Raw genomic sequence first — 20890 nt, forward strand, 5'->3', positions numbered from 1 at the left:
CGGTGCGCCGACCATGCGGGTCGGCCGCGGAGAAGCTGCGGGGTGCGGCGGCTCGTGCCGTGGATCAGCGCTTGCTGTACTGCGGAGCCTTGCGGGCCTTCTTGAGACCGGCCTTCTTGCGCTCCGGCACCCGCGCGTCGCGGGTGAGGAACCCGGCCTTCTTCAGCGCCGGGCGGTGCTCGATGTTCGCGAACTGGAGCGCGCGGGAGATCCCGAGGCGCAGCGCACCGGCCTGGCCGGTGGTGCCGCCGCCGTTCACCCGGGCGAGCACGTCGAACTGCCCCTCCAGGCCCAGCAGCACGAACGGCTCGTTCACGATCTGCTGGTGGACCTTGTTCGGGAAGTACTGGTCCAGGGTGCGACCGTTGATCTTCCACTGGCCGGAGCCGGGGACGATGCGGACCCGCGCGATGGCCTGCTTGCGCCGGCCGGTGCCGGCCGCGGGGCCGGTCGCGACCGGCTGGCCGAGGAGGCCCTCGCCCGCGGTCTCGGGGGTCTCGGTGCTGTACTCGGACGGCGCGTCCTCGTACGAGTCGAACTCGGCGCCCTCGGCGGGCGCCTCCGTGCCGGTGGACTCGGTCACGATTCTCCTTGGGGTGTTCTAGCCAGGGCGGCTGGCCCGGTCACGGGTGCCCCGGCGGCCTCTGCTGCGCTCGCGTGCGGACGCACGCGACCGTCACTTCTTGATCTGGCTGATCTGGGTGATCTCGAACGGCACCGGCTTCTGCGCCTGGTGCGGGTGGTCCGGCCCGGCGTAGACCTTCACCTTGCCGAACATCTTCCGCCCGAGGGTGTTCTTGGGCAGCATGCCCTTGATCGCCTTCTCGACGGCCCGCTCGGGGTGCTTGGCCAGCAGGTCGCCGTAGGCGATCGAGCGGAGGCCGCCCGGGTAGCCGGAGTGCCGGTACGCCTTCTTCTGCTCCAGCTTCGAGCCGGACAGCGCCACCTTCTCGGCGTTCACGATGACGACGAAGTCACCGGTGTCGAGGTGCGGCGCGTAGATCGGCTTGTGCTTACCCCGAAGCAGCTGCGCGACCTGACTGGCGAGACGGCCCAGCACGACATCGGTCGCGTCGATGACGTACCACTGACGCTGTACGTCAGCGGGCTTAGGGGTGTACGTGCGCACGGTCGTAGGCCTTCGTTTCTCGTCGACTTCACAGCGGATATCCTGCTCGCGCCGATCAGAAATCTCGATCCGACCTGGCGCTCCGGGAGGCCGGGGCCCGAAATGCGCGGACCCCGGAGGGTCTGGCACCTGGGGCGCACCGACACGTCGTTGCGATCGTCTGCGCCCCGCGTTGCGCGCAGGCGTCGACGCATACAACAAACCCGCAGGATACCCAGCCGGACACCGGCGGGTCAAAGCGGATCGTTGCGGCAGTCTCCCAGCCACTCTCCAGTATGCCCCATGCCCTCCCGTGCCGAGACCCGCGCACCCCCCGCCGCGCCCGAGCCGGGCCGATCCCCCGACCTTCGGCAAACCACCGGCGTCCGGTTCGCCCCCATGTCATGGTGGGTGTTCCGAAGGTCCAGAACCCTGAACGAGGAACGGTAAGGTCCAACCCATGGGTTATCCGGGCGATCAAGGCAAGCCCGGCGGCTGGCCCCTCCGGCAGCCGTCCGGCGGCACGTCCCCCTCGGGCACCGGCGAGTTCGGCGGCTTCGGCGTGCCGAGCGGCTTCGGCGGCGCGGGTGGCCCCGGCGCGGCACCCGGCGGCTGGGGCCCGGGCGAGACAGGCGAGCCGGGCGGTCCCGGCGAGAGCGGCGATCCCGGCGCCACCGCCGCGTGGGGCGACGAGCCCGGCACCGGCCGCATCCCGGACGAGAGCCCCTACGCGCCCCCGATGGGCGGCCCCGGAGGCGGCTTCGACGCCCCGCCGCCCGGCCCGTCCGGCCCCGACGAGCTCGGCACCGGCCGTCCGGCCCCACCCGAGCGGCGCCGCAACCTGCCCCTGATCATCGGCGGTGCGGCGGTCGCCGGCCTGGTCCTCATCGGCGGCGGCGTCGGCCTGTCGTCCATGCTCAAGGACGACCCGAAGCCGAAGAAGGCGGCCGAGCCCGCGCCGAGCGCGTCGAAGCCGCAGGCCACGGCCAGCCCGACCGTCCCGCCGCTGGAGCCGGTCAAGCTCAAGAGCCGCACGACCGACCCGACGGCGCTGACCCTCGGCGAGGTGTTCGGCAAGTCGTCCTTCAAGTCCGGCAAGCTGAAGTACACGCGCACGGCCGCGAGCGCCAAGCGCGGCTGCACCGGCGTCGTCGGCGGCGCCGCGCTCGCCAAGGCCCTGAAGAAGGGCGGCTGCGCGCAGGCCCTGCGCGCCACCTACGCCCTCAGCAACGGCCAGCTCATCGGCACCGTCGGCGTCCTCAACCTCAAGACCGAGGCCGCCGCCAAGCAGGCGGTGAAGGCCGCCGCGGGCAAGGACGCCTTCCTCCAGGCGCTGCCCGGCAAGGGCATCTCGAAGAACAACGGCAAGGGCGAGGCCCTCGGCACCTCCGAGGCGTTCGGCCACTACGTGATCATGACGTGGGTGCAGCGCCCCGACGGCAAGAAGATCGCCGCCAAGTACCAGAGCGCCGTCCGCGCCTTCGGCACCCAGATCGTGAAGAACAGCGGCCTGTCGCTGGCCCTCCACTACCGGGAAACCGAAGGCAAGCCCCTCCAGAAGTGACCGCTTTGAATACGCTGTCTGCTTATGTCCGGACCTGAAGACACCCGGGAGCCCGCGGACGCGGGGGCGCAGGCCGTCCCCGCGTCCCCCGCGCCGCCGAGCTTCGGCGGCGCGGACTCCCAGGCCGCGGCGCCACCCGCCGCGGACGAGCCCGAGGTCGCCCCCTCCCCCCTCAAGCTCACCCCGTTCGGCCTCCAGACGCCCTGGTGGGCCGCCGACCCGGCCCCCGCACCCCAGGAGCAGGAGCCCGCCCCGGAGGAGACGGCCCCACCGGAGGCCGAAGCCCCACCCGGCACCCTCGTGGCCGGACTCGGCGTCCCCAGCGTCGACTCCCGCGGCGCCGTCCCGGCGGAACCGCTGCTGAGGCGCCCGTCCCTCGACTACGCGGACACCGACCCCGACGGCATACCCCCCGTCCCTCCCGAATCCGACGACGCTCCGTCCGGCGGCAAGACCGCCCCGCAGCGGCCAACAGTCCCCCCGCAGACCACCGCCTCCGCGCAAGATGCCGCGTTCAGGCAGGATGCCCCGCCTGGGCAAGGTGCCGCATCCACGCAGGAGACCGCGCCTGCGCAGGGTGCCGCATCCGCTCAGGGGGCTGTGTCCACGCAGGGAGACGCGCCCGCGCAGGACGACGGGCCCACGCAGTACGCCGCGTCCGCCCAAGACGCCGCATTCACGCACGCCGGTGCGGCCACGCGGGGCGCCGCATCCGTTCAGGATGCCGCGCTTACGCAGGACGACGCGTCCGCACAGGACAGCGCCTCCACGCAGGACGCCGCGGCCCCGTGGGAGACCGCGCCCGTGCAGGGGGCCGCCTCCGCTCAGGGGGCTGTGTCCACGCAGGGAGACGCGCCCGCGCAGGACGACGAGCCCACAGAGGACTCCGCGGCTACGCGTGACACCGCGCCCATGCAAGGTGCCGCGTCCCCCGAGAGCGCCGCGTTCACGCAGGACGCCGCATCCGACCCGGGTGCCGCATCCGCTCAGGACGGCGCGTCCACGCGGGACGGTGCGTCCGTGGAGGGTGGCGGGTCTGCTCCGGGGGCTGCTTCTGCGCGGGCGGAGGCTGACAGGATCGCTGCGTTCGAGCGTGCCAAGGAGGCTGAGAAGGCGGCTGGGGCTGCGCTCTCGCCTGTCCTTGTGCCGGACGCGATTCTGCCGCCCGGCGTCCGGCCGCCGCCTTCGGGGAGCGGTCCGTTCACGACCACGCCGGAGGCCGGGCCCGAGCTCGAGGCGGGCGCGGTGGGGCCGCCGACGATGGCGGCGGTCCTCACGCCCGTGTACCACTCCGAGGGCGAGATTCCGCTGGACGAGCCGTCGGCGCCCGGCCCCGCTCAGCCTTCGGCCCCCGCGCAGGCGGCGGGCAAGGAGGGGGCCGGCAAGCGCAGGCTGCTGCTGGTCGGTGGTGGCGCGGCGGCCGTGCTCGCCGCCGTGGCCGCGCTCTTCGCGATCGGCGGGACGGGGTCAGGGGACGACGGCGCCGCTCGCAAGCCCGCCGAGTCGCCCGCCGCGTCCCCGGCCGCGCCGGGGACCGCCTCGCCCGTCCCGGCGCCCGGGGCGGTGAACATCGACGACGAGAAGACCGATCCGAACGACCTCGCCTTCGCGGACGTCTTCCCGACCGCAACGCTGCGGCTCGGCGGCCGGACGTTCACCCGCGACCGCTGGTCGATCAACCGGGACCTCGCGTACGCGGCCAACGGCGCGATGCTGCGGGCCCTCACGCGGGAGAACTGCCGCAAGGTCGTCCGGGCGACCTACCTCGACCGGAGCAGGAGCATCGCCGTGACCTCGGGCATCGCGGTCATGCCGACCAGCGCGGCGGCGCTGAAGGTCAGCAGGGTCGGCGACCCGGCGAGGTACGAGTGGTTCCGCGGGATGGCGGGCAAGCACGCCCCCGACATCGACCGCGCGGGCGGGTACGCGGCGGTCACCGTCCGCGGCCGGTACGTCGTCTACGCCTACGTCCAGCGGATCGACGGGAAGCAGGTCAAGCCCGGCGATCCCGCGATCAAGCAGGCCGCCCAGCAGTTCCTGGACCACGACGTCCGGCCGATCGAGGCCCGCGCCCGCCGCTGACCGGAGAGGCGACCACGGGACGCGCGGTCGCCTCTCGCGGATCACCCGGTCAGACTTCGCCGTTCCAGTCGGCCCGGATCCGTCCGGCCGGTTCCCAGGCCGCGGGCTCGCGCTCGTACCCCTCCTGCGCCGCCTCCGGGTACGCGGGCGGCTGGGCGTACTCGGCACCTGCCTGCTCGGTCTCCGCGTCCGAGGCCTCCGCCTCCTCCTCGGCGGCGGCCTGTTCGGCGGCGGCCGCGGCGGCGGCGGCGTTCAGCGTCCGGACGCGGCGGGTCTCCTGGGCGCGGCGCGCGAGGCGGTCGTCGTCCGGGTACCGGATCTCCTCCAGCGACAGGCCGTGGGCGGGCGCCACGTTGACCCCGGAGTCGCGGACGCGGGCCGCCAGCACCTCCGCGGGCCACTCGGGCTCGCGCCGCCCGTCGCCGACCATGAGCAGCGCCCCGACGAGCGCGCGGACCATCGAGTGGCAGAACGCGTCGGCCTCGACGGTGGCGAGCGCGAGGTGCGGATCGCGGTCGTCGCGGACCCACTCGTAGCGCAGCAGCTCGCGGATCGTCGTCGCGCCCTCGCGCTTGCGGCAGTACGCGGCGAAGTCGTTCTCGCCGACCAGCAGCCGCGCGGCCTCGTTCATCCGGTCCAGGTTGATCGGACGGGGATGCCAGAGCACGTCGCGGCGGCGCAGCGGCGCCACGCCCACGGGGTTGTCGCACACCCGGTAGACGTAGCGGCGGGACAGCGCCGAGAAGCGCGCGTCGAACCCGTCGGGCGCGACGGACACCCGCCACACCCGCACGTCCGCGGGCAGCAGCCCCGCGAGGCGGCGCGGCATCGTGCCGTTGATCGCCGAATACGCCGCGACCGGGACGACGAGATGCGCGACCTGGCCGGACGCGTGCACACCGGCGTCGGTGCGCCCGGCGACGGTGAGCATGGGCGGCGGATCCAGCCGCAGCATCCGGGCCAGGGCGTCCTCGATGACCCCCTGCACCGTCCGCTGGTTCGGCTGCCGGGCCCAGCCGGCGAAGTCCGTCCCGTCGTAGCCGATGTCGAGCCGAAGTCGGACCAATGCGGTCATGTCAGCATCCTCCGGAAGGAGGCGCCCCCCTGCACCGACCTCGCCGGGATGGGGTGGACCGTCCTCGTGACCATGGATCAAGTCTGGCAAAGAACAGGCCCGCCGTCCCGTAGCGGAACGGCGGGCCCTCACGAAAGTCGAGCCGATCGGCTCGTGAAGCGGATGGCGCGGCCTACTTCTCGGTGGCCTCGCCGGTCGCGTCGGAGTCCGCGGCGGTCTCGTCCGCGGCGGTCTCGTCCGCGGCCTCGCCCTTGGTGAGCGTGACCTCGTCCTCGGCCGGGGCCTCGGTCTCGGCGGGCTTCGCCTCGGTCGCCGGGGCGGCCTTGGCGGTGGCGGGAGCGGCCGACAGCTGCTCCTGCACCAGCTCGATCACGGCCATGGGGGCGTTGTCGCCCTTGCGCGGCCCGATCTTGGTGATGCGGGTGTAGCCGCCGGGACGGTTCTCGAAACGCGGCGCGATCTCGGTGAAGAGCTCGTGCACGACGCCCTTGTCCCGGATCACCTTGGCCACCTGGCGGCGGTTGTGCAGGTCGCCGCGCTTGGCCTTGGTGATCAGCTTCTCCGCCAGCGGACGCACCCGCCGGGCCTTGGCCTCGGTGGTGGTGATGCGGCCGTGCTCGAACAGCGCCGTGGCCAGGTTCGCCAGGATCAGGCGCTGGTGCGCGGCGCTGCCGCCGAGGCGGGGGCCCTTGGTGGGCTGAGGCATGGTGCTTCCTTCCTGCGCCGGCCGTGTCAGGTACCGGCGTCAGCTGGTCCCGGACGGCCGGGGAACGCGTCCCCGGCCGCCGGGATCGGGGTTCTAGTACTGCTCGGTCTCGGCGTATCCGGCGTCGTCGTCGCCGTAGTTGTCGGCCGCCGCGCTCGGGTCGAACCCGGGCGGGGAGTCCTTCAGCGAGAGGCCCATGTCGTTGAGCTTCTGCTTGACCTCTTCGATCGACTTGGCGCCGAAATTCCTTATATCCAGAAGGTCCTGCTCGCTGCGGGCGACCAGCTCGCCCACAGAGTGGATGCCCTCGCGCTTGAGGCAGTTGTAGGAGCGGACCGTGAGGTTCAGCTCCTCGATCGGCAGGGCCAGGTCCGCGGCGAGCGCGGCGTCCGTCGGGGACGGGCCCATGTCGATGCCCTCGGCCTCGACGTTGAGCTCCCGGGCGAGGCCGAACAGCTCGACGAGGGTCTTGCCGGCGGACGCGACCGCGTCGCGCGGCAGCATCGCCTGCTTGGTCTCCACGTCCAGGATGAGGCGGTCGAAGTCGGTGCGCTGCTCGACTCGGGTGGCCTCGACCTTGTAGGTGACCTTCAGCACGGGCGAGTAGATGGAGTCGATCGGGATCCGGCCGATCTCCTGGCCCGGCTGCTTGTTCTGGGCGGCCGAGACGTAGCCGCGGCCGCGCTCGACCGTCAGCTCCATCTCCAGCTTGGCCTTGTTGTTCAGCGTGGCGATGTGGAGGTCCGGGTTGTGGACCTCGACGCCCGCCGGCGGCGCGATGTCGGCCGCGGTCACCTCGCCCGGCCCCTGCTTGCGCAGGTACATGACCACGGGCTCGTCGTGCTCGGACGAGACCACGAGCTCCTTGAGGTTCAGGATGATGTCGGTGACATCCTCCTTGACGCCCGGGACGGTGGAGAACTCGTGGAGGACGCCCTCGATCCGGATGCTGGTGACGGCCGCGCCGGGGATCGAGGAGAGCAGCGTACGACGCAGCGAGTTGCCGATCGTGTAGCCGAAGCCCGGCTCCAGCGGCTCGATGGTGAACCGCGACCGGTACTCGTCGACCTGCTCTTCGGTGAGAGTGGGACGCTGAGCGATGAGCATGTTGGTGCCTTCTTCCCGCGGTGCCCGCTATTTGACGACCGCGTTCTGGAGTGTTCCCCGTCCCGCCGGGGATCCCACGGGAATCCGTGGAGCCCCCCGGCGGAACGGACGAGCCCCTACTTGGAGTAGAGCTCGACGATCAGCTGCTCCTGGACGGGAGCCTCGATCTGCTGCCGGACGGGCAGCGAGTGCACGAGGATCCGCATCCGGTCGGTGTCGACCCCGAGCCACGCCGGGACCCGGGGGGCGTCGGCCGCCTCGGCCCTCGCGACCTGGAACGGCGTCATTTCGAGCGACTTGCTCTTGACGTCGACGATGTCGGCCTCGCTCACCGAGAAGGACGGGATGTCGACCTTCTTGCCGTTGACCCGGATGTGGCCGTGGCGGATGAGCTGGCGGGCCATGTCGCGCGACTTGGCGAAGCCCGCGCGGTAGACGACGTTGTCGAGGCGGCGCTCCAGCAGGGCGAGCAGGTTCTCGCCCGTCTTGCCGCCCTGGCGGTTGGCCTCGACGTAGTAGTTGTGGAACTGGCGCTCCAGCACGCCGTAGATACGGCGGGCCTTCTGCTTCTCGCGAAGCTGGAGCAGGTACTCGGTCTCCTTGGGCCGACCGCGGCCGTGCTCACCCGGCGGGTAAGGACGGATCTCGATCGGGCACTTCGGACCCATGCACTTGCTGCCCTTGAGGTACAGCTTCATCTTCTCGCGGCGGCAGAGCTTGCAGTCCGCACCGGTGTAACGAGCCATTGTTCTAGATCTCCCCTGCCTCAGACCCGGCGACGCTTGGGCGGGCGGCAGCCGTTGTGCGGAACGGGCGTGACGTCCTGGATGGAGCCGACCTCCAGGCCGGTCGCCTGGAGCGACCGGATGGCGGTCTCGCGGCCCGAGCCCGGGCCCTTCACGAAGACGTCGACCTTGCGCATGCCGTGCTCCATCGCGCGCCGGGCGGCGGCCTCGGCGGCCTGCTGCGCGGCGAACGGGGTCGACTTGCGCGAGCCCTTGAAGCCCACGTGGCCCGAGGAGGCCCAGGAGATCACGTTGCCGTTGGGGTCGGTGATCGAGACGATCGTGTTGTTGAACGTGCTCTTGATGTGGGCGTGCCCGTGAGCGACGTTCTTCTTCTCCTTGCGGCGCACCTTCTTGGCGCCGACACGGCTCTTAGGAGGCATGTGCTCTCTCTACTCTTGAGGTCATCGATCCGGACGGACCTCGTAGGCGGTTGCCGGGGGTCTGGGGAGTCCCCAGACCGGTAGGTCCGTGCGGACTACTTCTTGCCGGCCTTCTTCTTGCCGGCCACGGTCTTCTTCTTGCCCTTGCGGGTGCGCGCGTTGGTCTGCGTGCGCTGGCCGTGCACGGGCAGTCCGCGGCGGTGCCGGATGCCCTGGTAGCACCCGATCTCGATCTTCCGGCGGATGTCCGCCTGGACCTCGCGGCGAAGATCACCTTCGATCTTGTAGTTCGCCTCGATCCAGTCGCGGAGCCTGACCAGCTCGTCGTCGCCGAGCTGGTGGACCCGAAGGTCGCCGCTGATCTCGGTCCCCGCGAGGGTCTCGAGCGCGCGCGTCCGGCCGATGCCGAAGATGTAGGTGAGAGCGACCTCAAGGCGCTTGTCGCGCGGGAGGTCGACGCCGAGGAGGCGTGCCATCGTGGGCAGTTCCCTTCATGTCGCGGAGGTATGGACGCGTCGCCTCCGCACACACCCTGCCCGGGTGGCGGCCCCGGCCTCCGTCGGTCCGGGGGTGCCCTTCACACGATCGTGCCGCACGACCCGATCTTGGCCGGTCCCCGTTCCCGGGGACGTCCGCCAAGGGGCCGTACGGCGACCGTGTGAAGGCTGCGATGCGCTTGCTGTTGGTGGAGCGGACGGGCGGGGCCCGTCAGCCCTGGCGCTGCTTGTGGCGCGGGTCGGAGCAGATGACCATGACCCGGCCGTGCCGGCGGATGACGCGGCACTTGTTGCAGATCTTCTTGACGCTCGGCTTGACCTTCACTGGGTCTCCTAGGTTCAGGGTCACCCCCGCGCCGCCACGCACGGGGAAGGCAACCCCAGTGGGATTTACTTGTAGCGGTAGACGATCCGACCGCGCGTGAGGTCGTAGGGACTCAGCTCCACAACGACGCGGTCGTCCGGCAGGATCCGGATGTAGTGCATCCGCATCTTGCCGCTGATGTGGGCGAGCACCTTGTGCCCGTTGTCGAGCTCCACCCGGAACATGGCGTTCGGGAGGGACTCGATGACGGTGCCCTCGATCTCGATGGCCCCTTCTTTCTTGGGCATGTCCTCCGCGCTTCACTGATCGGCTCATTGGACCCGGTCCGGTGTCCCTTGACGGGGCGCCCCCGGAGGGGCGTCCTCAGAGAGATGCACGGCCGCACCCAGGCCACGGCACCAAGAGCGCCAGGAACGAGGGATGAGGCGGCCGACAGCGGACCGACACAGGAGTCTACGTCACCGGGCCGCCGAATGCGAAATTGTCGCATGATACGGCCGCGGAGACTGCTCCCGACCCAAGCATACCGCGCGTCCGCGTTGTACCTTTCCAGTAAGACAAGCGAAGCGGACCCGGCACATGCGGGGGCAGAGCCCCGCACAATGAACCGGCAGGCGAAGCGGACCCGGCACCGTGGCGGGTCGCCCGCGGCGACGGGCAGGACGTCCGAGGAGGATCAGCATGCCGAGCTATGACTTCGCGCTGATCCTCAGCCGTCCCCTCTACGAGGACGAACTGGACCCGCTGTTCGACCGCACGCACGGCGCCGTCACCGTCTCGATCATCAGCGAGCCGCAGCACGCCGAGCGGCCCGGCAACGCGTCCTGCTCCTGGCAGGGCGCCACCCTCGCCGCGGCGATCATGGCGGTCGTCGAGCACGTCGAGGCCAGCGCGCCGGGCCTGCACGTCCTCCAGGTCGAGGCCGACCCCCTGCTGACCATCCGCGACATCAGCGAGCGCGTCGGCCGTTCGTTCGACTCCGTCCGCCTCGCGATCACCGGTGCCCGCGGCCCCGGCGGGTTCCCGGCCTCGGAGATCTCCACGGCCGGCCACCGCCTCTGGCGCTGGTCCAAGGTCGCCGCCTGGTACGGCCTGGAGGACCCCCAGCTCATCGAGGCGAAGCCCACCGTCCAGGCGATCAACGGCTGGCTCGCCCTCCGCGACGTCGTCCCCGACATCGCCCCCGCCCCCGAAGAAGTGACCTCGGCTTTGTCCCTAGTCATCCCCCATGTCGCGTAAGTTGATCACCGTGGTGGGGCCGGCGGGCGCACCCTCCCTGGCGATCCGCACGTGGTCGCAGTCGAGGCGAGGTTCACCGACGGCCGCACCCGACCGGCGCCGCGATCGCGTGCGAAGCCAGGTTCGAGCTTGCGAGAACCTGATCGCGCAGCGAGCCGCCAGGCGAGCCGGAGCGATGCAGCGATCGCCGCGGTGCCCGTTGAAGGAGGGCCGCCAAGGCCCGACGCCGAGGGGGACGCAGTAAATATGGCGATCATTGCGCAGTTGAGCGACATACACCTCGCGGCCGGGCGGGACGGTGAGGTGGATGACGCTTCCGGGCCGGTGCGCGCGCTGCGGGCCGCGGTGTCGAGCCTGCTGGCGCTGCCGGCGCGTCCGGACGCCGTGGTCCTCACCGGTGATCTCGCCGACGGCGGCCTGCCCGCCGAGTACGCCCGGCTCCACGCGCTGCTGTCGCCGCTGCCGATGGCCGTCTACCCGATGCCGGGCAACCACGACGACCGCGACGCGCTCCGCGCGGCGTTCGGCGACCATCCGGCGGTCGCGGAGACGGGCACCGGCCCGCAGGCACCGGTGCAGTACGCCGCCGACGTCGCCGGGATACGGCTGGTCTGCTGCGACACGACCGTGGACGGCCATCCCCACGGGCACATGACCGAGGACCGGCTCGCGTGGCTGGACGGGACGCTGGGCGCCGCGCCGGGCGTGCCCACGGTCGTCGCGACGCACCATCCGCCGTTCCCGATCGGGATCCGGTTCATCGACGACATGCGCTTCGTCGACCCGGCCGCGTTCGCCGCGGTGATCGCCCGGCATCCGCAGGTGGTGCGGGTGATCAGCGGCCATGTGCACCGCGGCGCGGTCGGCTCGCTGGCCGGGACGGTGAGCACGACGTGCCCGAGCACCTACCGGCAGCTGTTCCTCGACCTGACCCGGCCGGGGCGCGCCGCGGTGACCGGCGAGCCCGCGGGCTTCGCCGTGCATCTGGTCGGCGACGACGGGACGGCGACGACGCACTTCGTCCCGACGGGCAACTACCGCCCGCTGATGGACGTGGAGTAAGCCCGGGCGGCGGGGCTCAGTCGTGCCGCCGGGAGCCGAGCAGGGAGCCGATCAGGAGGACGGCGCCCCACGGGCCCGCCACCCACACCCACCACGGGTAGACGACGTTCCCGGTCAGCAGGATGGCCAGCCAGACCGCGAAGTTGATCCCGCTGACGAGCGCCCACGTGCCCCAGACCCCGCGGTGGAACAGGTCGCCGGACGAGCGGCGCGCGGGCGGCCGCGAGGTGCTCTTGTGCTGCGACGCGGGGACCGGCAGCTCGTGCAGGTCCTCCTCGGGCAGGTCGGCGGTGATCTCCTGGAGCCGGCCGAGGGTCTTCGCCTCGTACACGGCCTCCAGCCGCTCCTGCATCTCGTCGACCGTGATCCGGCCGACGGCGCAGTGCTCGCGCAGGCTCGCGGCGACCCGGTCGCGGTCGGCGTCCGAGGCCCGGATGTCAGGGTTCGGCGCCATCTCCAGCTCCCAACGCTCTTCCTAGGACGAGGCTTCCGCCTCCAGCTTGGCGAACCACTCCCGGCCCTCGTCAAGTGCCGTCAGGACGCGCGGACCGTCCGGGGTGACGGCGAACGTGTGCTCGAAGTGCGCCGAGTAGCGCCCGTCGGTGGTGACGACCGTCCAGCCGTCGTCGAGTTCCAGGGTGTCCTTGGTGCCGAGGTTGACCATCGGCTCCACGGCGAAGCACATGCCGGGCCGCAGCACGGGGCCGTGCCCGGCGGCGCCGTGGTTCGGGATGAGCGGGTCCATGTGCATCTCGGTGCCGATGCCGTGCCCGCCGTAGCCCTCGACGATGCCGTAGGGGCCCTGAGAGCGGATGTGAGCCTCGATCGCGTGCGACATGTCCGTCAGGTGCGCCCCGGCGCGTCCGGCCGCCAGACCGTGCCACAGGGACGTCTCGGTGACCTCCAGCAGCTTCTGGAGCTCCGGGGTGATCTCCCCGACCGGGACGGTGATCGCCGCGTCCCCGTGCCAGCCCTCGACGATCGCGCCGCAGTCGAGGGAGATCACGTCGCCCTCGCGCAGGACCTTGCCCGCGTTCGGGATGCCGTGCACGATCTCCTCGTTCACCGACGCGCAGATCGTCCCGGTGAAGCCGTGGTAGCCCTTGAAGGACGGGACGCCGCCGTTGTCGCGGATGTGCCGCTCGGCGAGCGCGTCCAGGTCCAGCGTGCTGATCCCGGGCTTGACCGCCTCCCGCAGCAGCTCCAGCGTCCGCCCGACGAGCAGCCCCGCCGCGCGCATCAGCTCGATCTGCTCGCCGGTCTTGATCTGGATCGCCGGCCTGCGCCGCTTGAACATCTCTCCCCCTGAAAAACGGTTCGCCGGGACCGCCGCCTGCGCGGCCCCGGCGGGGTGGACGCGGTGTCGCCGCGCCCACCGTCACTTCTCCAGCGGGCCGGTCATCGCTCCAGTGGACGCAGCGCGGTGAGCGCGCGCTTGGTGACCTCTTCGACCGGTCCGGTCGCGTCGATGCCGACCAGGATGTCCTCGTCGGCGTAGAACTGCACGAGCGGCGCGGTGTCGTGCCGGTACACCTCCAGCCGGTGCATGACGACCTCTTCCTTGTCGTCGTCGCGCTGGAACAGGTGCCCGCCGCAGTCGTCGCAGATGTCGTCCTGCTTGTCGTCGAAGTCGACGTGCCAGATGCGCCCGCACTTGTCGCAGGTGCGCCGGCCCGACAGCCTCCGGACGACCTCGTCCTCGTCGACGACGAGCTCCAGCACGATGTCGAGCCGCGTGTCCCACTCGGCGAGGATCTTCTTCAGCGTCTCCGCCTGCGGGACGTTGCGCGGGAAGCCGTCCAGCAGGAACCCGTCCCGCGCGTCGTCCTCGCCGAGCCGGTCGCGCACCATCGCGATCGTCACCTCGTCGGGGACGAGGTCGCCGCGGTCCATGTACTGCTTGGCCTGCCGGCCGAGCTCGGTGCCGCCGCTCACGTTGGCGCGGAAGATGTCACCTGTCGAGATCTTCGGGATGGACAGATGAGATGCGATGAACTGGGCCTGCGTCCCCTTGCCCGCTCCCGGGGGGCCCACCAGGACGATACGCACTACCGGAGGAAGCCCTCGTAGTTGCGCTGCTGGAGCTGACTCTCGATCTGCTTCACGGTATCCAGTCCGACGCCGACGACGATGAGGATGCTCGTGCCGCCGAACGGGAAGTCGGTGGTCGCGTCCAGGAGTGCGAACGCCACCATCGGGATCAGGGCCACGAGCCCCAGGTAGAGCGCACCGGGTGTGGTGATCCGGGTCAGCACGTAGTCGAGGTATTCGGCGGTCGGCCGACCAGGACGGATACCTGGGATGAAACCACCATACTTCTTCATGTTGTCGGCGACTTCAGTGGGGTTGAACGTGATGGCCACATAGAAGTACGTGAAGAAGATGATGAAGACGAAGAAGACCCCCATGTGCCAGGCATTGTCCTGCTGGAGGTACGGCTGCGCCTTCTGCAGCCACTTCGTGTTCGGCCAGAGCTGCGTCGCGAGCACCGGAAGGTACAGCAGCGATGAGGCGAAGATCACGGGGATGATGCCGGCCTGGTTCACCTTCAGCGGGATGTAGGTCGAGGTGCCGCCGTACATGCGGCGCCCGACCATGCGCTTGGCGTACTGGACGGGGATGCGCCGCTGGGCCTGCTCGACGAACACGACGCCCGCCATGATGGCGAGCCCGACGAGGATCACCAGCGCGAAGACGAAGCCGTTCTTGGACTTGTAGATGCTCCAGAACTGGGCGGGGAACACCGCGACGACCTGCGTGAAGATCAGGATCGACATGCCGTTGCCGACGCCGCGGTCGGTGACCAGCTCGCCCAGCCACATGATGACCGAGGTGCCCGCCACCATGCAGATGACCATCGTGACGATCGGGAACACGCCCGTCTCGTACAGGATGTCGTCACCGCCGGACACGCCCTGGAACAGCTGCCCGGTGCTGGCCATCGCCACGATGCCGGTGGCCTGGAGGATCGCCAGCCCGACCGTCAGGTACCGGGTGTACTGCGTGATCTTCGTGGTGCCGGCCTGGCCCTCCTTCTTCAGGGCCTCCAGCCTCGGGATCACCACCGTCAGCAGCTGCAGGATGATGCTCGCCGTGATGTACGGCATGATCCCCAGCGCGAACACCGACAGCTTCAGCAGCGCGCCGCCGCTGAACAGGTCGACGAGCCCGTAGAGCTGGTTGCTCTCCTTGGCCGCGTCGGCGGTCTCCTTCAACACCTTCACGTTGACGTTCGGCGTGGGCAGGATCGAGCCGATCCGGAACACCACGATCATCATCAACGTGAACAGCAGTTTTTTACGCAGGTCAGGCGTACGGAAAGCCCGAGCGAACGCGGTCAGCACCATTCCTCCTGCGCGACTGGCGAATCCATGGCCGCCGAGGGGCCGGTTACAGGTCCATGAGGTCCGGCGGGAGGGACCGTGTGGAATCTCACGCGGGCCACCTCCGCCGGTGTGACTCTAACAGCAGATGCGACCGGGGCCGCCCCACCGTGCGCGCGGGCCTTTCGGCCCTCGGCGCAAGGCGGACGCGGCCCCGGCATCGAAGGTGTTCCTTCTTACAGCTCGTCGGCGGTCCCGCCGGCGGCGGCGATCTTCTCCTTGGCGGATCCGGAGAAGGCGTGCGCCTTCACCTGGACCGCGACGGAGATCTCGCCGGTGCCGAGGACCTTGACGGGACGGCCGCGGCGCACCGCGCCCTTGGCCGCCAGGTCCTCCGCGGTGACCTCGCCGCCCTCCGGGTACAGCGCGGCCAGCTTGTCCAGGTTCACGACCTGGAACTCGACCCGGTTCGGGTTCTTGAAGCCCTTGAGCTTCGGCACCCGGCGGATCAGCGGCATCTGCCCGCCCTCGAAACCGACGGGCACGGTGCTGCGGGCCTTGGTGCCCTTGGTGCCGCGGCCCGCGGTCTTGCCCTTGGACGCCTCGCCGCGGCCCTTGCGGGTCTTGGCCTTGTTGGCGCCGGGGGCCGGACGCAGGTCGTGCACCTTGAGGGGGCTGCCCTCGTTGGCGTCCGCCATGTCAGTCGACCTCCTCGACGGTGACGAGGTGCGCCACCGTCCGGATCATGCCGAGCACCTGCGGGGTGTCCTCGCGAACGGTGCTCTGACCGATCTTCTTGAGGCCCAGGGTGCGCAGCGTGTCACGCTGGTTCTGCTTTTCGCTGATCACGGACTTGGTCTGCGTGATCCTCAGGTTGCTCATGACGCGGTCGCCTCCGCCCGGGGCTCGCTGCCCGCGGCGCGGGCCCGCAGCATGGCGGCCGGAGCGACGTCCTCGATCGGCAGGCCGCGCTTGGCCGCGATCTCCTCCGGACGCTTCAGCGCCTTCAGCCCCGCGATCGTCGCGTGCACGATGTTGATCGCGTTGTCGCTGCCCAGCGACTTGCTCAGCACGTCGTGGATGCCCGCGCACTCCAGCACCGCGCGCACCGGGCCGCCGGCGATGACGCCGGTACCGGGGCTCGCCGGGCGCAGCAGGACCTCGCCCGCCGCGTCGCGCGCCTGCACCAGGTGCGGGATGGTGCCCTGGATCCGCGGGACCTTGAAGAAGTGCTTCTTGGCCTCCTCGACGCCCTTGGCGATCGCCGCGGGCACCTCCTTGGCCTTGCCGTAGCCGACGCCGACGGTGCCGTTGCCGTCACCGACGATCACCAGCGCGGTGAAGCTGAAGCGACGTCCGCCCTTGACGACCTTGGCGACACGGTTGATCGCCACGACCTTCTCGATGTACGACTGGCCCTTGTCGGCGCCACCGCGGCGGTCGTCGCGGCGGCCGTCGCGACGGTCGCCACCCTGACCGCCACCGCGCCTCTGCGCTGCCATCAGTGGTTCCTTCCGGTAAAGGTGGTGGGCGGGGTCTGGAGAACGGTCATCAGAGCTCCAGCCCCCCCTCGCGCGCACCGTCCGCGACGGCGGCGATGCGGCCGTGGTACTTGTTGCCTCCGCGGTCGAACACGACCGCGGACACGCCGGCCTCCTTGGCCCGCCGGGCGACGAGCTCGCCGACCTTGCGGGACTTGGCCGTCTTGTCGCCGGACTCGGCGCGCAGGTCCGCCTCCATCGTCGACGCGTAGGCCAGCGTGTGGCCCTTGGCGTCGTCGATGACCTGGACGAACACGTGCTTGGTGGAGCGGGTCACGACCAGGCGAGGACGCGCGGCGCTGCCGACGACCTTCTTCCGGACCCGCAGGTGCCGACGCTTGCGCGACAGCGCGCGCGCCGACGTGGCCTTGCCGGCCAGGGTCTTGGTGCCTGCCATGACTACTTACCAGCCTTTCCGACCTTGCGACGGATCTGCTCGCCCTCGTACCGCACGCCCTTGCCCTTGTACGGGTCGGGCTTGCGCAGCTTGCGGATGTTGGCGGCGACCTCGCCGACCTTCTGCTTGTCGATGCCCTCGACGACCAGCTGCGTCGGCCGCTCGACCGTGAAGCTGATGCCCTCCGGGGGCTCGACGGTGATCGGGTGGCTGTAGCCGAGGGAGAACTCCAGGTTCTTGCCCTTGGCCACCACGCGGTAGCCGACGCCCTGGATGACCAGGGTCTTCTTGTACCCCTCCGTGACGCCGACCACCATGTTGTTGATCAGCGACCGGGTCAGGCCGTGCAGGGCCCGCACGGTGTTCACGTCGTTGGGCCGGCTCACGGTGAGCTGGCCGTCCTCGACCTTCACCTCGATGGGCTCGGCCACGGTGTGCGACAGCGTGCCCTTCGGCCCCTTGACGGTGACCTCCCGGCCGTCGAGCTTGATCTCGACGCCACCGGGCACGGCGATGGGGAGACGTCCGATTCGAGACATGGTTAGAGCCCTCCCCTCACCAGACGTAGGCGAGGACTTCGCCGCCCACGCCGCGCTTGCCCGCCTGCCGGTCCGTCATCAGGCCGGACGACGTCGAGATGATCGCGACGCCCAGTCCGCCCAGGACCTTCGGCAGGTTGTCCTTCTTCGCGTACACGCGCAGACCCGGCTTCGAGACGCGCTTGATGCCGGCGATCGAACGCTCGCGGGTCGGTCCGAACTTGAGCTCGATGAGGAGCTTCTTGCCGACCTCGGCGTCCTCCACGCTCCAGCCCGAGATGTAGCCCTCCTGCTGGAGGATCTCGGCGATGTGCGCCTTGATCTTCGAGTACGGCATCGCCACCGAGTCGTGGTACGCCGAATTCGCGTTGCGCAGACGCGTCAGCATGTCTGCGATCGGGTCGGTCATCGTCATGGCCTGCTGGCCCTCCCTCGCCACGGTTTCCTCGGGTGATGGAACCCGTGGACCTTTGGCGCGGTCGTGGGCACCTCTGTCAGGTGCCCGGTGGTTATTACATGCCGTGCCGCCGCCCCCTCACGGGGGCGGCCGGTCACCAGCTGGACTTCGTGATGCCGGGCAGCTCGCCGCGGTGGGCCATCTCCCGGAAGCACACGCGGCACAGGCCGAACTTCCGGTAGACGGAGCGCGGACGCCCGCAGCGCGAGCAACGAGTGTACGCGCGCACGCCGAACTTCGGCTTGCGGGCCGCCTTGGCGATCAGCGACTTCTTCGCCATCTGCTCAGTTCTCCTTGAAGGGGAAGCCCAGGAGCTTGAGCAGCGCCCGGCCCTCGTCGTCGGTCTTCGCGGTCGTCACGACCGTGATGTCCATGCCCCGCTGCCGGTCGACCTTGTCCGGGTCGACCTCGTGGAACATGACCTGCTCGGTCAGACCGAAGGTGTAGTTGCCGTTGCCGTCGAACTGCTTCGGCGACAGGCCGCGGAAGTCGCGGATGCGGGGCAGGGCCGTCGACAGCAGCCGGTCCAGGAACTCCCACATGCGGTCGCCGCGCAGCGTGGCGTGCGCGCCGATCGGCATGCCCTCGCGCAGCTTGAACTGCGCGATGGACTTGCGGGCCCGGTTCACGGCCGGCTTCTGGCCGGTGATCGCGGACAGGTCGCGGATCGCGCCCTCGATCAGCTTCGCGTCCTTGGCCGCGTCGCCGACGCCCATGTTGACCACGATCTTGGTCAGCCCGGGGATCTGCATCACGTTGGCGTAGCCGAACTGCTCCTGCATCGCCTTCGCGATCTCCTCGCGGTAGCGGAGCTTGAGCCGCGGCTGCGGGACGGGGCGCTCGGTGGTCTCGGTGGCGGTGTCGGTCATCTCAGATCTCCTTGCCGCTACGGCGCGAGATCCGGACCTTCGTGCCGTCGTCGTTGATGCGGTAACCGGCGCGCACCGGCTTGCCGTCCTCGACGAGGGAGACGTTGCTCACGTGCAGCGGCGCCTCGACCGTCACGCGCCCGCTCTCCTTGCCGGCGCGCTGCTGGTCGGCCTTGATGTTCTTGGTGATGAGGTTGACGCCCTCGACGACGACGCGCTCCGCGCGCGGGTCGACGCGCAGGACCTTGCCCGTCGCGCCCTTGTCCTTGCCGGCGATGACGATGACCTCGTCGCCCTTACGGATCTTCATCACAGCACCTCCGGCGCGAGCGAGATGATGCGCATGAACTTCTTCTCGCGCAGTTCGCGGCCCACCGGGCCGAAGATACGGGTGCCGCGGGGGTCGCCGCCGTCCTTGATCAGGACGGCCGCGTTCTCGTCGAAGCGGATGTAGGAGCCGTCCGGGCGCCGGCGCTCCTTGCGGGTGCGCACGACGACCGCCTTGACGACGTCACCCTTCTTCACGCCCGCGCCGGGAAGGGCGTCCTTCACCGTCGCGACGATGATGTCGCCGACTCCCGCGTAGCGCCGACCCGAGCCGCCGAGAACCCGGATGCAAAGGATCTCCTTCGCACCCGTGTTGTCGGCGACCTTGAGTCGCGACTCCTGCTGGATCACGTCAACTCCTGTTCGTCACACCGGTTCTCCCCGCGTCCCGCGGGGAGCCTGGTGGAACCAGTAATTACTTGGCCTTCTCGAGGATCTCCACCACGCGCCAGCGCTTGCTCGCCGACAGCGGGCGGGTCTCCATGAGACGGACGCGGTCGCCGACGCCACACTCGTTGGCCTCGTCGTGCGCCTTGTACTTGGTCGTACGGCGGATCACCTTGTGGTACTTGGCGTGCTTCACGCGGTCCTCGACGGACACGACCACGGTCTTGTCCATCTTGTCGGAGACCACGAGACCCTCAAGGATCTTGCGGGTGTTCCGCTGCTCGGTCTGCTGCTCGGTCATTCGTCGCCCTCCACGGCGTCCTCGGCGACCGCGACGATGCCGAGCTCGCGCTCACGCATCACGGTGTAGATGCGGGCGATCTCCCGCTTCACGGTGCGCAGCCGCCCGTGGCTCTCCAGCTGGCCGGTCGCGGCCTGGAAGCGGAGGTTGAAAAGCTCCTCCTTGGCTTCCTTCAGCTTGGTGACCAGGACGTCCTCAGGCTCGGTCCGCAGGTCGTCGGCGGTAAGACCCTTGGCCATCAGGACTCACCCACCTCTCGCTTCACGATCTTGCACTTCATCGGGAGCTTGTGGATCGCGCGCGTGAGGGCCTCCCGAGCCACCTGCTCGTTCGGGTAGGAGATCTCGAACATCACGCGGCCCGGCTTCACGTTGGCCACCCACCACTCGACCGAGCCCTTGCCGGAGCCCATGCGGGTCTCGGCGGGCTTCTTGGTCAGCGGACGGTCCGGGAAGATGTTGATCCAGACCTTGCCGCCACGCTTGATGTGGCGGGTCATGGCGATACGCGCGGCCTCGATCTGCCGGTTGGTCACGTACGCGGCCTCGACCGCCTGGATGCCGTACTCGCCGAACGTCACCTTGGTGCCGCCCTTGGCCATGCCCCGGCGCTTCGGGTGGTGCTGCTTGCGGTGCTTGACCTTGCGAGGGATCAGCATGGGTTACTCAGCTCCCCTCACCCTGCGGAGCAGCCTCGGCCGTCTGCGCCGGCTGCTCGGAACTCTGCTGCTGCTTCGGCGCGCCGTCGCGGGCGCCACCGCGCTCGCCACCCGCGCCGCCGGCGCCACCGGCAGTGACCGGTACCTGGTGCTCGGCT

General features: G+C 70.2%; 30 protein-coding genes and 1 pseudogene. 4 read left to right on the forward strand and 27 right to left on the reverse strand.

Annotation, left to right across the window (positions count from 1 at the left end; translation table 11 throughout):
- Positions 1-64 precede the first annotated feature (64 nt).
- Together rpsI and rplM are read right to left on the reverse strand one after the other, a co-directional pair.
- Positions 65-583 (reverse strand): 30S ribosomal protein S9, encoded by a 519-nt coding sequence (gene rpsI, locus E1300_RS20085; RefSeq protein WP_131758567.1) that lies wholly within the window; start codon positions 581-583, stop codon positions 65-67.
- A 93-nt stretch (positions 584-676) separates the two neighbouring features.
- A complete protein-coding gene (rplM, locus tag E1300_RS20090; RefSeq protein ID WP_131758568.1) occupies positions 677-1129 on the reverse strand; it encodes a 50S ribosomal protein L13 in 453 nt (150 codons plus the stop codon).
- Positions 1130-1568: 439 nt separating this feature from the next.
- On the opposite strand from rplM, the gene E1300_RS20095 reads away from it, so the two are divergent.
- On the forward strand, positions 1569-2672 hold the full coding sequence (locus tag E1300_RS20095) for a hypothetical protein (protein ID WP_131758569.1): 1104 nt from the start codon (positions 1569-1571) through the stop codon (positions 2670-2672).
- 1143 nt (positions 2673-3815) lie between these two features.
- Positions 3816-4754 (forward strand): hypothetical protein, encoded by a 939-nt coding sequence (locus tag E1300_RS20100; protein WP_131758570.1) that lies wholly within the window; start codon positions 3816-3818, stop codon positions 4752-4754.
- A gap of 238 nt (positions 4755-4992) precedes the next feature.
- Here E1300_RS20100 and truA read toward each other — a convergent pair.
- The 8 genes and pseudogenes from truA to infA all read right to left on the reverse strand — a co-directional run.
- Positions 4993-5829 (reverse strand): annotated as a pseudogene (gene truA / locus E1300_RS20105) (tRNA pseudouridine(38-40) synthase TruA); the annotation flags it as partial.
- 172 nt (positions 5830-6001) lie between these two features.
- The gene (rplQ, locus tag E1300_RS20110) at positions 6002-6535 is read right to left on the reverse strand and encodes a 50S ribosomal protein L17 (RefSeq protein ID WP_131758572.1); all 534 of its coding nucleotides are present in this window, start codon (positions 6533-6535) and stop codon (positions 6002-6004) included.
- 93 nt (positions 6536-6628) lie between these two features.
- Positions 6629-7642, reverse strand: a complete 1014-nt coding sequence (locus E1300_RS20115; RefSeq protein ID WP_131758573.1) for a DNA-directed RNA polymerase subunit alpha — start codon at positions 7640-7642, stop codon at positions 6629-6631.
- A 116-nt stretch (positions 7643-7758) separates the two neighbouring features.
- A complete protein-coding gene (rpsD, locus tag E1300_RS20120; protein ID WP_131758574.1) occupies positions 7759-8388 on the reverse strand; it encodes a 30S ribosomal protein S4 in 630 nt (209 codons plus the stop codon).
- Positions 8389-8408: 20 nt separating this feature from the next.
- Positions 8409-8810, reverse strand: coding sequence for a 30S ribosomal protein S11 (rpsK, locus tag E1300_RS20125; RefSeq protein WP_021596710.1), 402 nt, complete (start codon positions 8808-8810; stop codon positions 8409-8411).
- 95 nt (positions 8811-8905) lie between these two features.
- On the reverse strand, positions 8906-9286 hold the full coding sequence (gene rpsM, locus E1300_RS20130) for a 30S ribosomal protein S13 (RefSeq protein ID WP_131758575.1): 381 nt from the start codon (positions 9284-9286) through the stop codon (positions 8906-8908).
- Positions 9287-9518: 232 nt separating this feature from the next.
- The gene (gene rpmJ / locus E1300_RS20135) at positions 9519-9632 is read right to left on the reverse strand and encodes a 50S ribosomal protein L36 (RefSeq protein ID WP_021596712.1); all 114 of its coding nucleotides are present in this window, start codon (positions 9630-9632) and stop codon (positions 9519-9521) included.
- A gap of 65 nt (positions 9633-9697) precedes the next feature.
- On the reverse strand, positions 9698-9919 hold the full coding sequence (infA, locus tag E1300_RS20140; protein WP_018657567.1) for a translation initiation factor IF-1: 222 nt from the start codon (positions 9917-9919) through the stop codon (positions 9698-9700).
- Between the two features lie 394 nt (positions 9920-10313).
- Between infA and E1300_RS20145 the strand changes: the two genes are divergently transcribed.
- Both E1300_RS20145 and E1300_RS20150 read left to right on the forward strand, forming a co-directional pair.
- Positions 10314-10871, forward strand: coding sequence for a hypothetical protein (locus E1300_RS20145; protein WP_131758576.1), 558 nt, complete (start codon positions 10314-10316; stop codon positions 10869-10871).
- Positions 10872-11135: 264 nt separating this feature from the next.
- On the forward strand, positions 11136-11933 hold the full coding sequence (locus E1300_RS20150) for a phosphodiesterase (RefSeq protein ID WP_242619265.1): 798 nt from the start codon (positions 11136-11138) through the stop codon (positions 11931-11933).
- A 16-nt stretch (positions 11934-11949) separates the two neighbouring features.
- On the opposite strand, the gene E1300_RS20155 is transcribed toward E1300_RS20150, so the two are convergent.
- From E1300_RS20155 to rplP, 17 genes are all read right to left on the reverse strand, one after another.
- The gene (locus E1300_RS20155) at positions 11950-12387 is read right to left on the reverse strand and encodes a DUF1707 SHOCT-like domain-containing protein (protein WP_131758578.1); all 438 of its coding nucleotides are present in this window, start codon (positions 12385-12387) and stop codon (positions 11950-11952) included.
- 21 nt (positions 12388-12408) lie between these two features.
- Positions 12409-13230, reverse strand: coding sequence for a type I methionyl aminopeptidase (gene map, locus E1300_RS20160; protein WP_131758579.1), 822 nt, complete (start codon positions 13228-13230; stop codon positions 12409-12411).
- Positions 13231-13331: 101 nt separating this feature from the next.
- On the reverse strand, positions 13332-13982 hold the full coding sequence (locus tag E1300_RS20165) for an adenylate kinase (protein WP_131758580.1): 651 nt from the start codon (positions 13980-13982) through the stop codon (positions 13332-13334).
- Positions 13982-15280: a preprotein translocase subunit SecY gene (secY, locus tag E1300_RS20170; RefSeq protein WP_370785048.1), complete on the reverse strand. Its 1299-nt coding sequence runs from the start codon at positions 15278-15280 to the stop codon at positions 13982-13984. Before secY ends, E1300_RS20165 begins: the two co-directional genes overlap by 1 nt.
- 212 nt (positions 15281-15492) lie before the next feature.
- Positions 15493-15954 (reverse strand): 50S ribosomal protein L15, encoded by a 462-nt coding sequence (gene rplO / locus E1300_RS20175; protein WP_131758581.1) that lies wholly within the window; start codon positions 15952-15954, stop codon positions 15493-15495.
- A 1-nt stretch (position 15955) separates the two neighbouring features.
- Positions 15956-16138, reverse strand: coding sequence for a 50S ribosomal protein L30 (gene rpmD, locus E1300_RS20180; RefSeq protein ID WP_131758582.1), 183 nt, complete (start codon positions 16136-16138; stop codon positions 15956-15958).
- On the reverse strand, positions 16135-16758 hold the full coding sequence (gene rpsE, locus E1300_RS20185; protein WP_442316423.1) for a 30S ribosomal protein S5: 624 nt from the start codon (positions 16756-16758) through the stop codon (positions 16135-16137). The genes rpmD and rpsE overlap by 4 nt, the downstream gene beginning before the upstream one ends.
- 49 nt (positions 16759-16807) lie before the next feature.
- Positions 16808-17194 carry a 50S ribosomal protein L18 gene (gene rplR, locus E1300_RS20190; RefSeq protein WP_131758583.1) on the reverse strand — a complete coding sequence of 129 codons (387 nt, stop codon included), beginning with the start codon at positions 17192-17194 and terminating at the stop codon, positions 16808-16810.
- 2 nt (positions 17195-17196) lie between these two features.
- The gene (gene rplF, locus E1300_RS20195) at positions 17197-17733 is read right to left on the reverse strand and encodes a 50S ribosomal protein L6 (RefSeq protein WP_131758584.1); all 537 of its coding nucleotides are present in this window, start codon (positions 17731-17733) and stop codon (positions 17197-17199) included.
- Positions 17734-17749: 16 nt separating this feature from the next.
- Positions 17750-18148, reverse strand: a complete 399-nt coding sequence (gene rpsH / locus E1300_RS20200; RefSeq protein WP_030176115.1) for a 30S ribosomal protein S8 — start codon at positions 18146-18148, stop codon at positions 17750-17752.
- Between the two features lie 136 nt (positions 18149-18284).
- Positions 18285-18470 carry a type Z 30S ribosomal protein S14 gene (locus E1300_RS20205; RefSeq protein WP_018657585.1) on the reverse strand — a complete coding sequence of 62 codons (186 nt, stop codon included), beginning with the start codon at positions 18468-18470 and terminating at the stop codon, positions 18285-18287.
- 4 nt (positions 18471-18474) lie between these two features.
- A complete protein-coding gene (gene rplE / locus E1300_RS20210; protein ID WP_131758585.1) occupies positions 18475-19059 on the reverse strand; it encodes a 50S ribosomal protein L5 in 585 nt (194 codons plus the stop codon).
- Position 19060: 1 nt separating this feature from the next.
- Complete coding sequence (rplX, locus tag E1300_RS20215; protein ID WP_131758586.1) at positions 19061-19369, reverse strand: 50S ribosomal protein L24; 309 nt, start codon at positions 19367-19369, stop codon at positions 19061-19063.
- Positions 19369-19737 (reverse strand): 50S ribosomal protein L14, encoded by a 369-nt coding sequence (gene rplN, locus E1300_RS20220; RefSeq protein ID WP_021596728.1) that lies wholly within the window; start codon positions 19735-19737, stop codon positions 19369-19371. Before rplN ends, rplX begins: the two co-directional genes overlap by 1 nt.
- Positions 19738-19801: 64 nt before the next feature.
- Positions 19802-20074: a 30S ribosomal protein S17 gene (gene rpsQ, locus E1300_RS20225; RefSeq protein WP_131758587.1), complete on the reverse strand. Its 273-nt coding sequence runs from the start codon at positions 20072-20074 to the stop codon at positions 19802-19804.
- The gene (gene rpmC, locus E1300_RS20230; RefSeq protein ID WP_131758588.1) at positions 20071-20313 is read right to left on the reverse strand and encodes a 50S ribosomal protein L29; all 243 of its coding nucleotides are present in this window, start codon (positions 20311-20313) and stop codon (positions 20071-20073) included. Before rpmC ends, rpsQ begins: the two co-directional genes overlap by 4 nt.
- Positions 20313-20732, reverse strand: a complete 420-nt coding sequence (rplP, locus tag E1300_RS20235; protein ID WP_131758589.1) for a 50S ribosomal protein L16 — start codon at positions 20730-20732, stop codon at positions 20313-20315. Before rplP ends, rpmC begins: the two co-directional genes overlap by 1 nt.
- Positions 20733-20890: the final 158 nt, after the last annotated feature.

It is taken from the genome of Actinomadura fibrosa (genome assembly GCF_900659615.1).
GTDB classification, from domain to species: Bacteria; Actinomycetota; Actinomycetes; order Streptosporangiales; family Streptosporangiaceae; genus Spirillospora; species Spirillospora fibrosa.

Excerpts from the sequence above, each read along its gene's own strand:
- rplF (WP_131758584.1), bottom strand. The coding sequence starts at position 17,733 with ATGTCTCGAATCGGACGTCTCCCCATCGCCGTGCCCGGTGGCGTCGAG.
- rplQ (WP_131758572.1), bottom strand. The coding sequence starts at position 6,535 with ATGCCTCAGCCCACCAAGGGCCCCCGCCTCGGCGGCAGCGCCGCGCAC.
- secY (WP_370785048.1), bottom strand. The coding sequence starts at position 15,280 with ATGGTGCTGACCGCGTTCGCTCGGGCTTTCCGTACGCCTGACCTGCGT.
- E1300_RS20155 (WP_131758578.1), bottom strand. The coding sequence starts at position 12,387 with ATGGCGCCGAACCCTGACATCCGGGCCTCGGACGCCGACCGCGACCGG.
- E1300_RS20145 (WP_131758576.1), top strand. The coding sequence starts at position 10,314 with ATGCCGAGCTATGACTTCGCGCTGATCCTCAGCCGTCCCCTCTACGAG.
- rpsM (WP_131758575.1), bottom strand. The coding sequence starts at position 9,286 with ATGGCACGCCTCCTCGGCGTCGACCTCCCGCGCGACAAGCGCCTTGAG.
- E1300_RS20095 (WP_131758569.1), top strand. The coding sequence starts at position 1,569 with ATGGGTTATCCGGGCGATCAAGGCAAGCCCGGCGGCTGGCCCCTCCGG.
- rpsQ (WP_131758587.1), bottom strand. The coding sequence starts at position 20,074 with ATGACCGAGCAGCAGACCGAGCAGCGGAACACCCGCAAGATCCTTGAG.
- rpsH (WP_030176115.1), bottom strand. The coding sequence starts at position 18,148 with ATGACGATGACCGACCCGATCGCAGACATGCTGACGCGTCTGCGCAAC.
- E1300_RS20115 (WP_131758573.1), bottom strand. The coding sequence starts at position 7,642 with ATGCTCATCGCTCAGCGTCCCACTCTCACCGAAGAGCAGGTCGACGAG.
- rplO (WP_131758581.1), bottom strand. The coding sequence starts at position 15,954 with ATGGCGGACGCCAACGAGGGCAGCCCCCTCAAGGTGCACGACCTGCGT.
- map (WP_131758579.1), bottom strand. The coding sequence starts at position 13,230 with ATGTTCAAGCGGCGCAGGCCGGCGATCCAGATCAAGACCGGCGAGCAG.
- rplP (WP_131758589.1), bottom strand. The coding sequence starts at position 20,732 with ATGCTGATCCCTCGCAAGGTCAAGCACCGCAAGCAGCACCACCCGAAG.
- E1300_RS20205 (WP_018657585.1), bottom strand. The coding sequence starts at position 18,470 with ATGGCGAAGAAGTCGCTGATCGCCAAGGCGGCCCGCAAGCCGAAGTTC.
- infA (WP_018657567.1), bottom strand. The coding sequence starts at position 9,919 with ATGCCCAAGAAAGAAGGGGCCATCGAGATCGAGGGCACCGTCATCGAG.
- rplX (WP_131758586.1), bottom strand. The coding sequence starts at position 19,369 with ATGAAGATCCGTAAGGGCGACGAGGTCATCGTCATCGCCGGCAAGGAC.
- rplE (WP_131758585.1), bottom strand. The coding sequence starts at position 19,059 with ATGACCGACACCGCCACCGAGACCACCGAGCGCCCCGTCCCGCAGCCG.
- rplR (WP_131758583.1), bottom strand. The coding sequence starts at position 17,194 with ATGGCAGGCACCAAGACCCTGGCCGGCAAGGCCACGTCGGCGCGCGCG.
- rpsK (WP_021596710.1), bottom strand. The coding sequence starts at position 8,810 with ATGCCTCCTAAGAGCCGTGTCGGCGCCAAGAAGGTGCGCCGCAAGGAG.
- rpsD (WP_131758574.1), bottom strand. The coding sequence starts at position 8,388 with ATGGCTCGTTACACCGGTGCGGACTGCAAGCTCTGCCGCCGCGAGAAG.
- rpmC (WP_131758588.1), bottom strand. The coding sequence starts at position 20,313 with ATGGCCAAGGGTCTTACCGCCGACGACCTGCGGACCGAGCCTGAGGAC.
- rpmD (WP_131758582.1), bottom strand. The coding sequence starts at position 16,138 with ATGAGCAACCTGAGGATCACGCAGACCAAGTCCGTGATCAGCGAAAAG.
- rpsE (WP_442316423.1), bottom strand. The coding sequence starts at position 16,758 with ATGGCAGCGCAGAGGCGCGGTGGCGGTCAGGGTGGCGACCGTCGCGAC.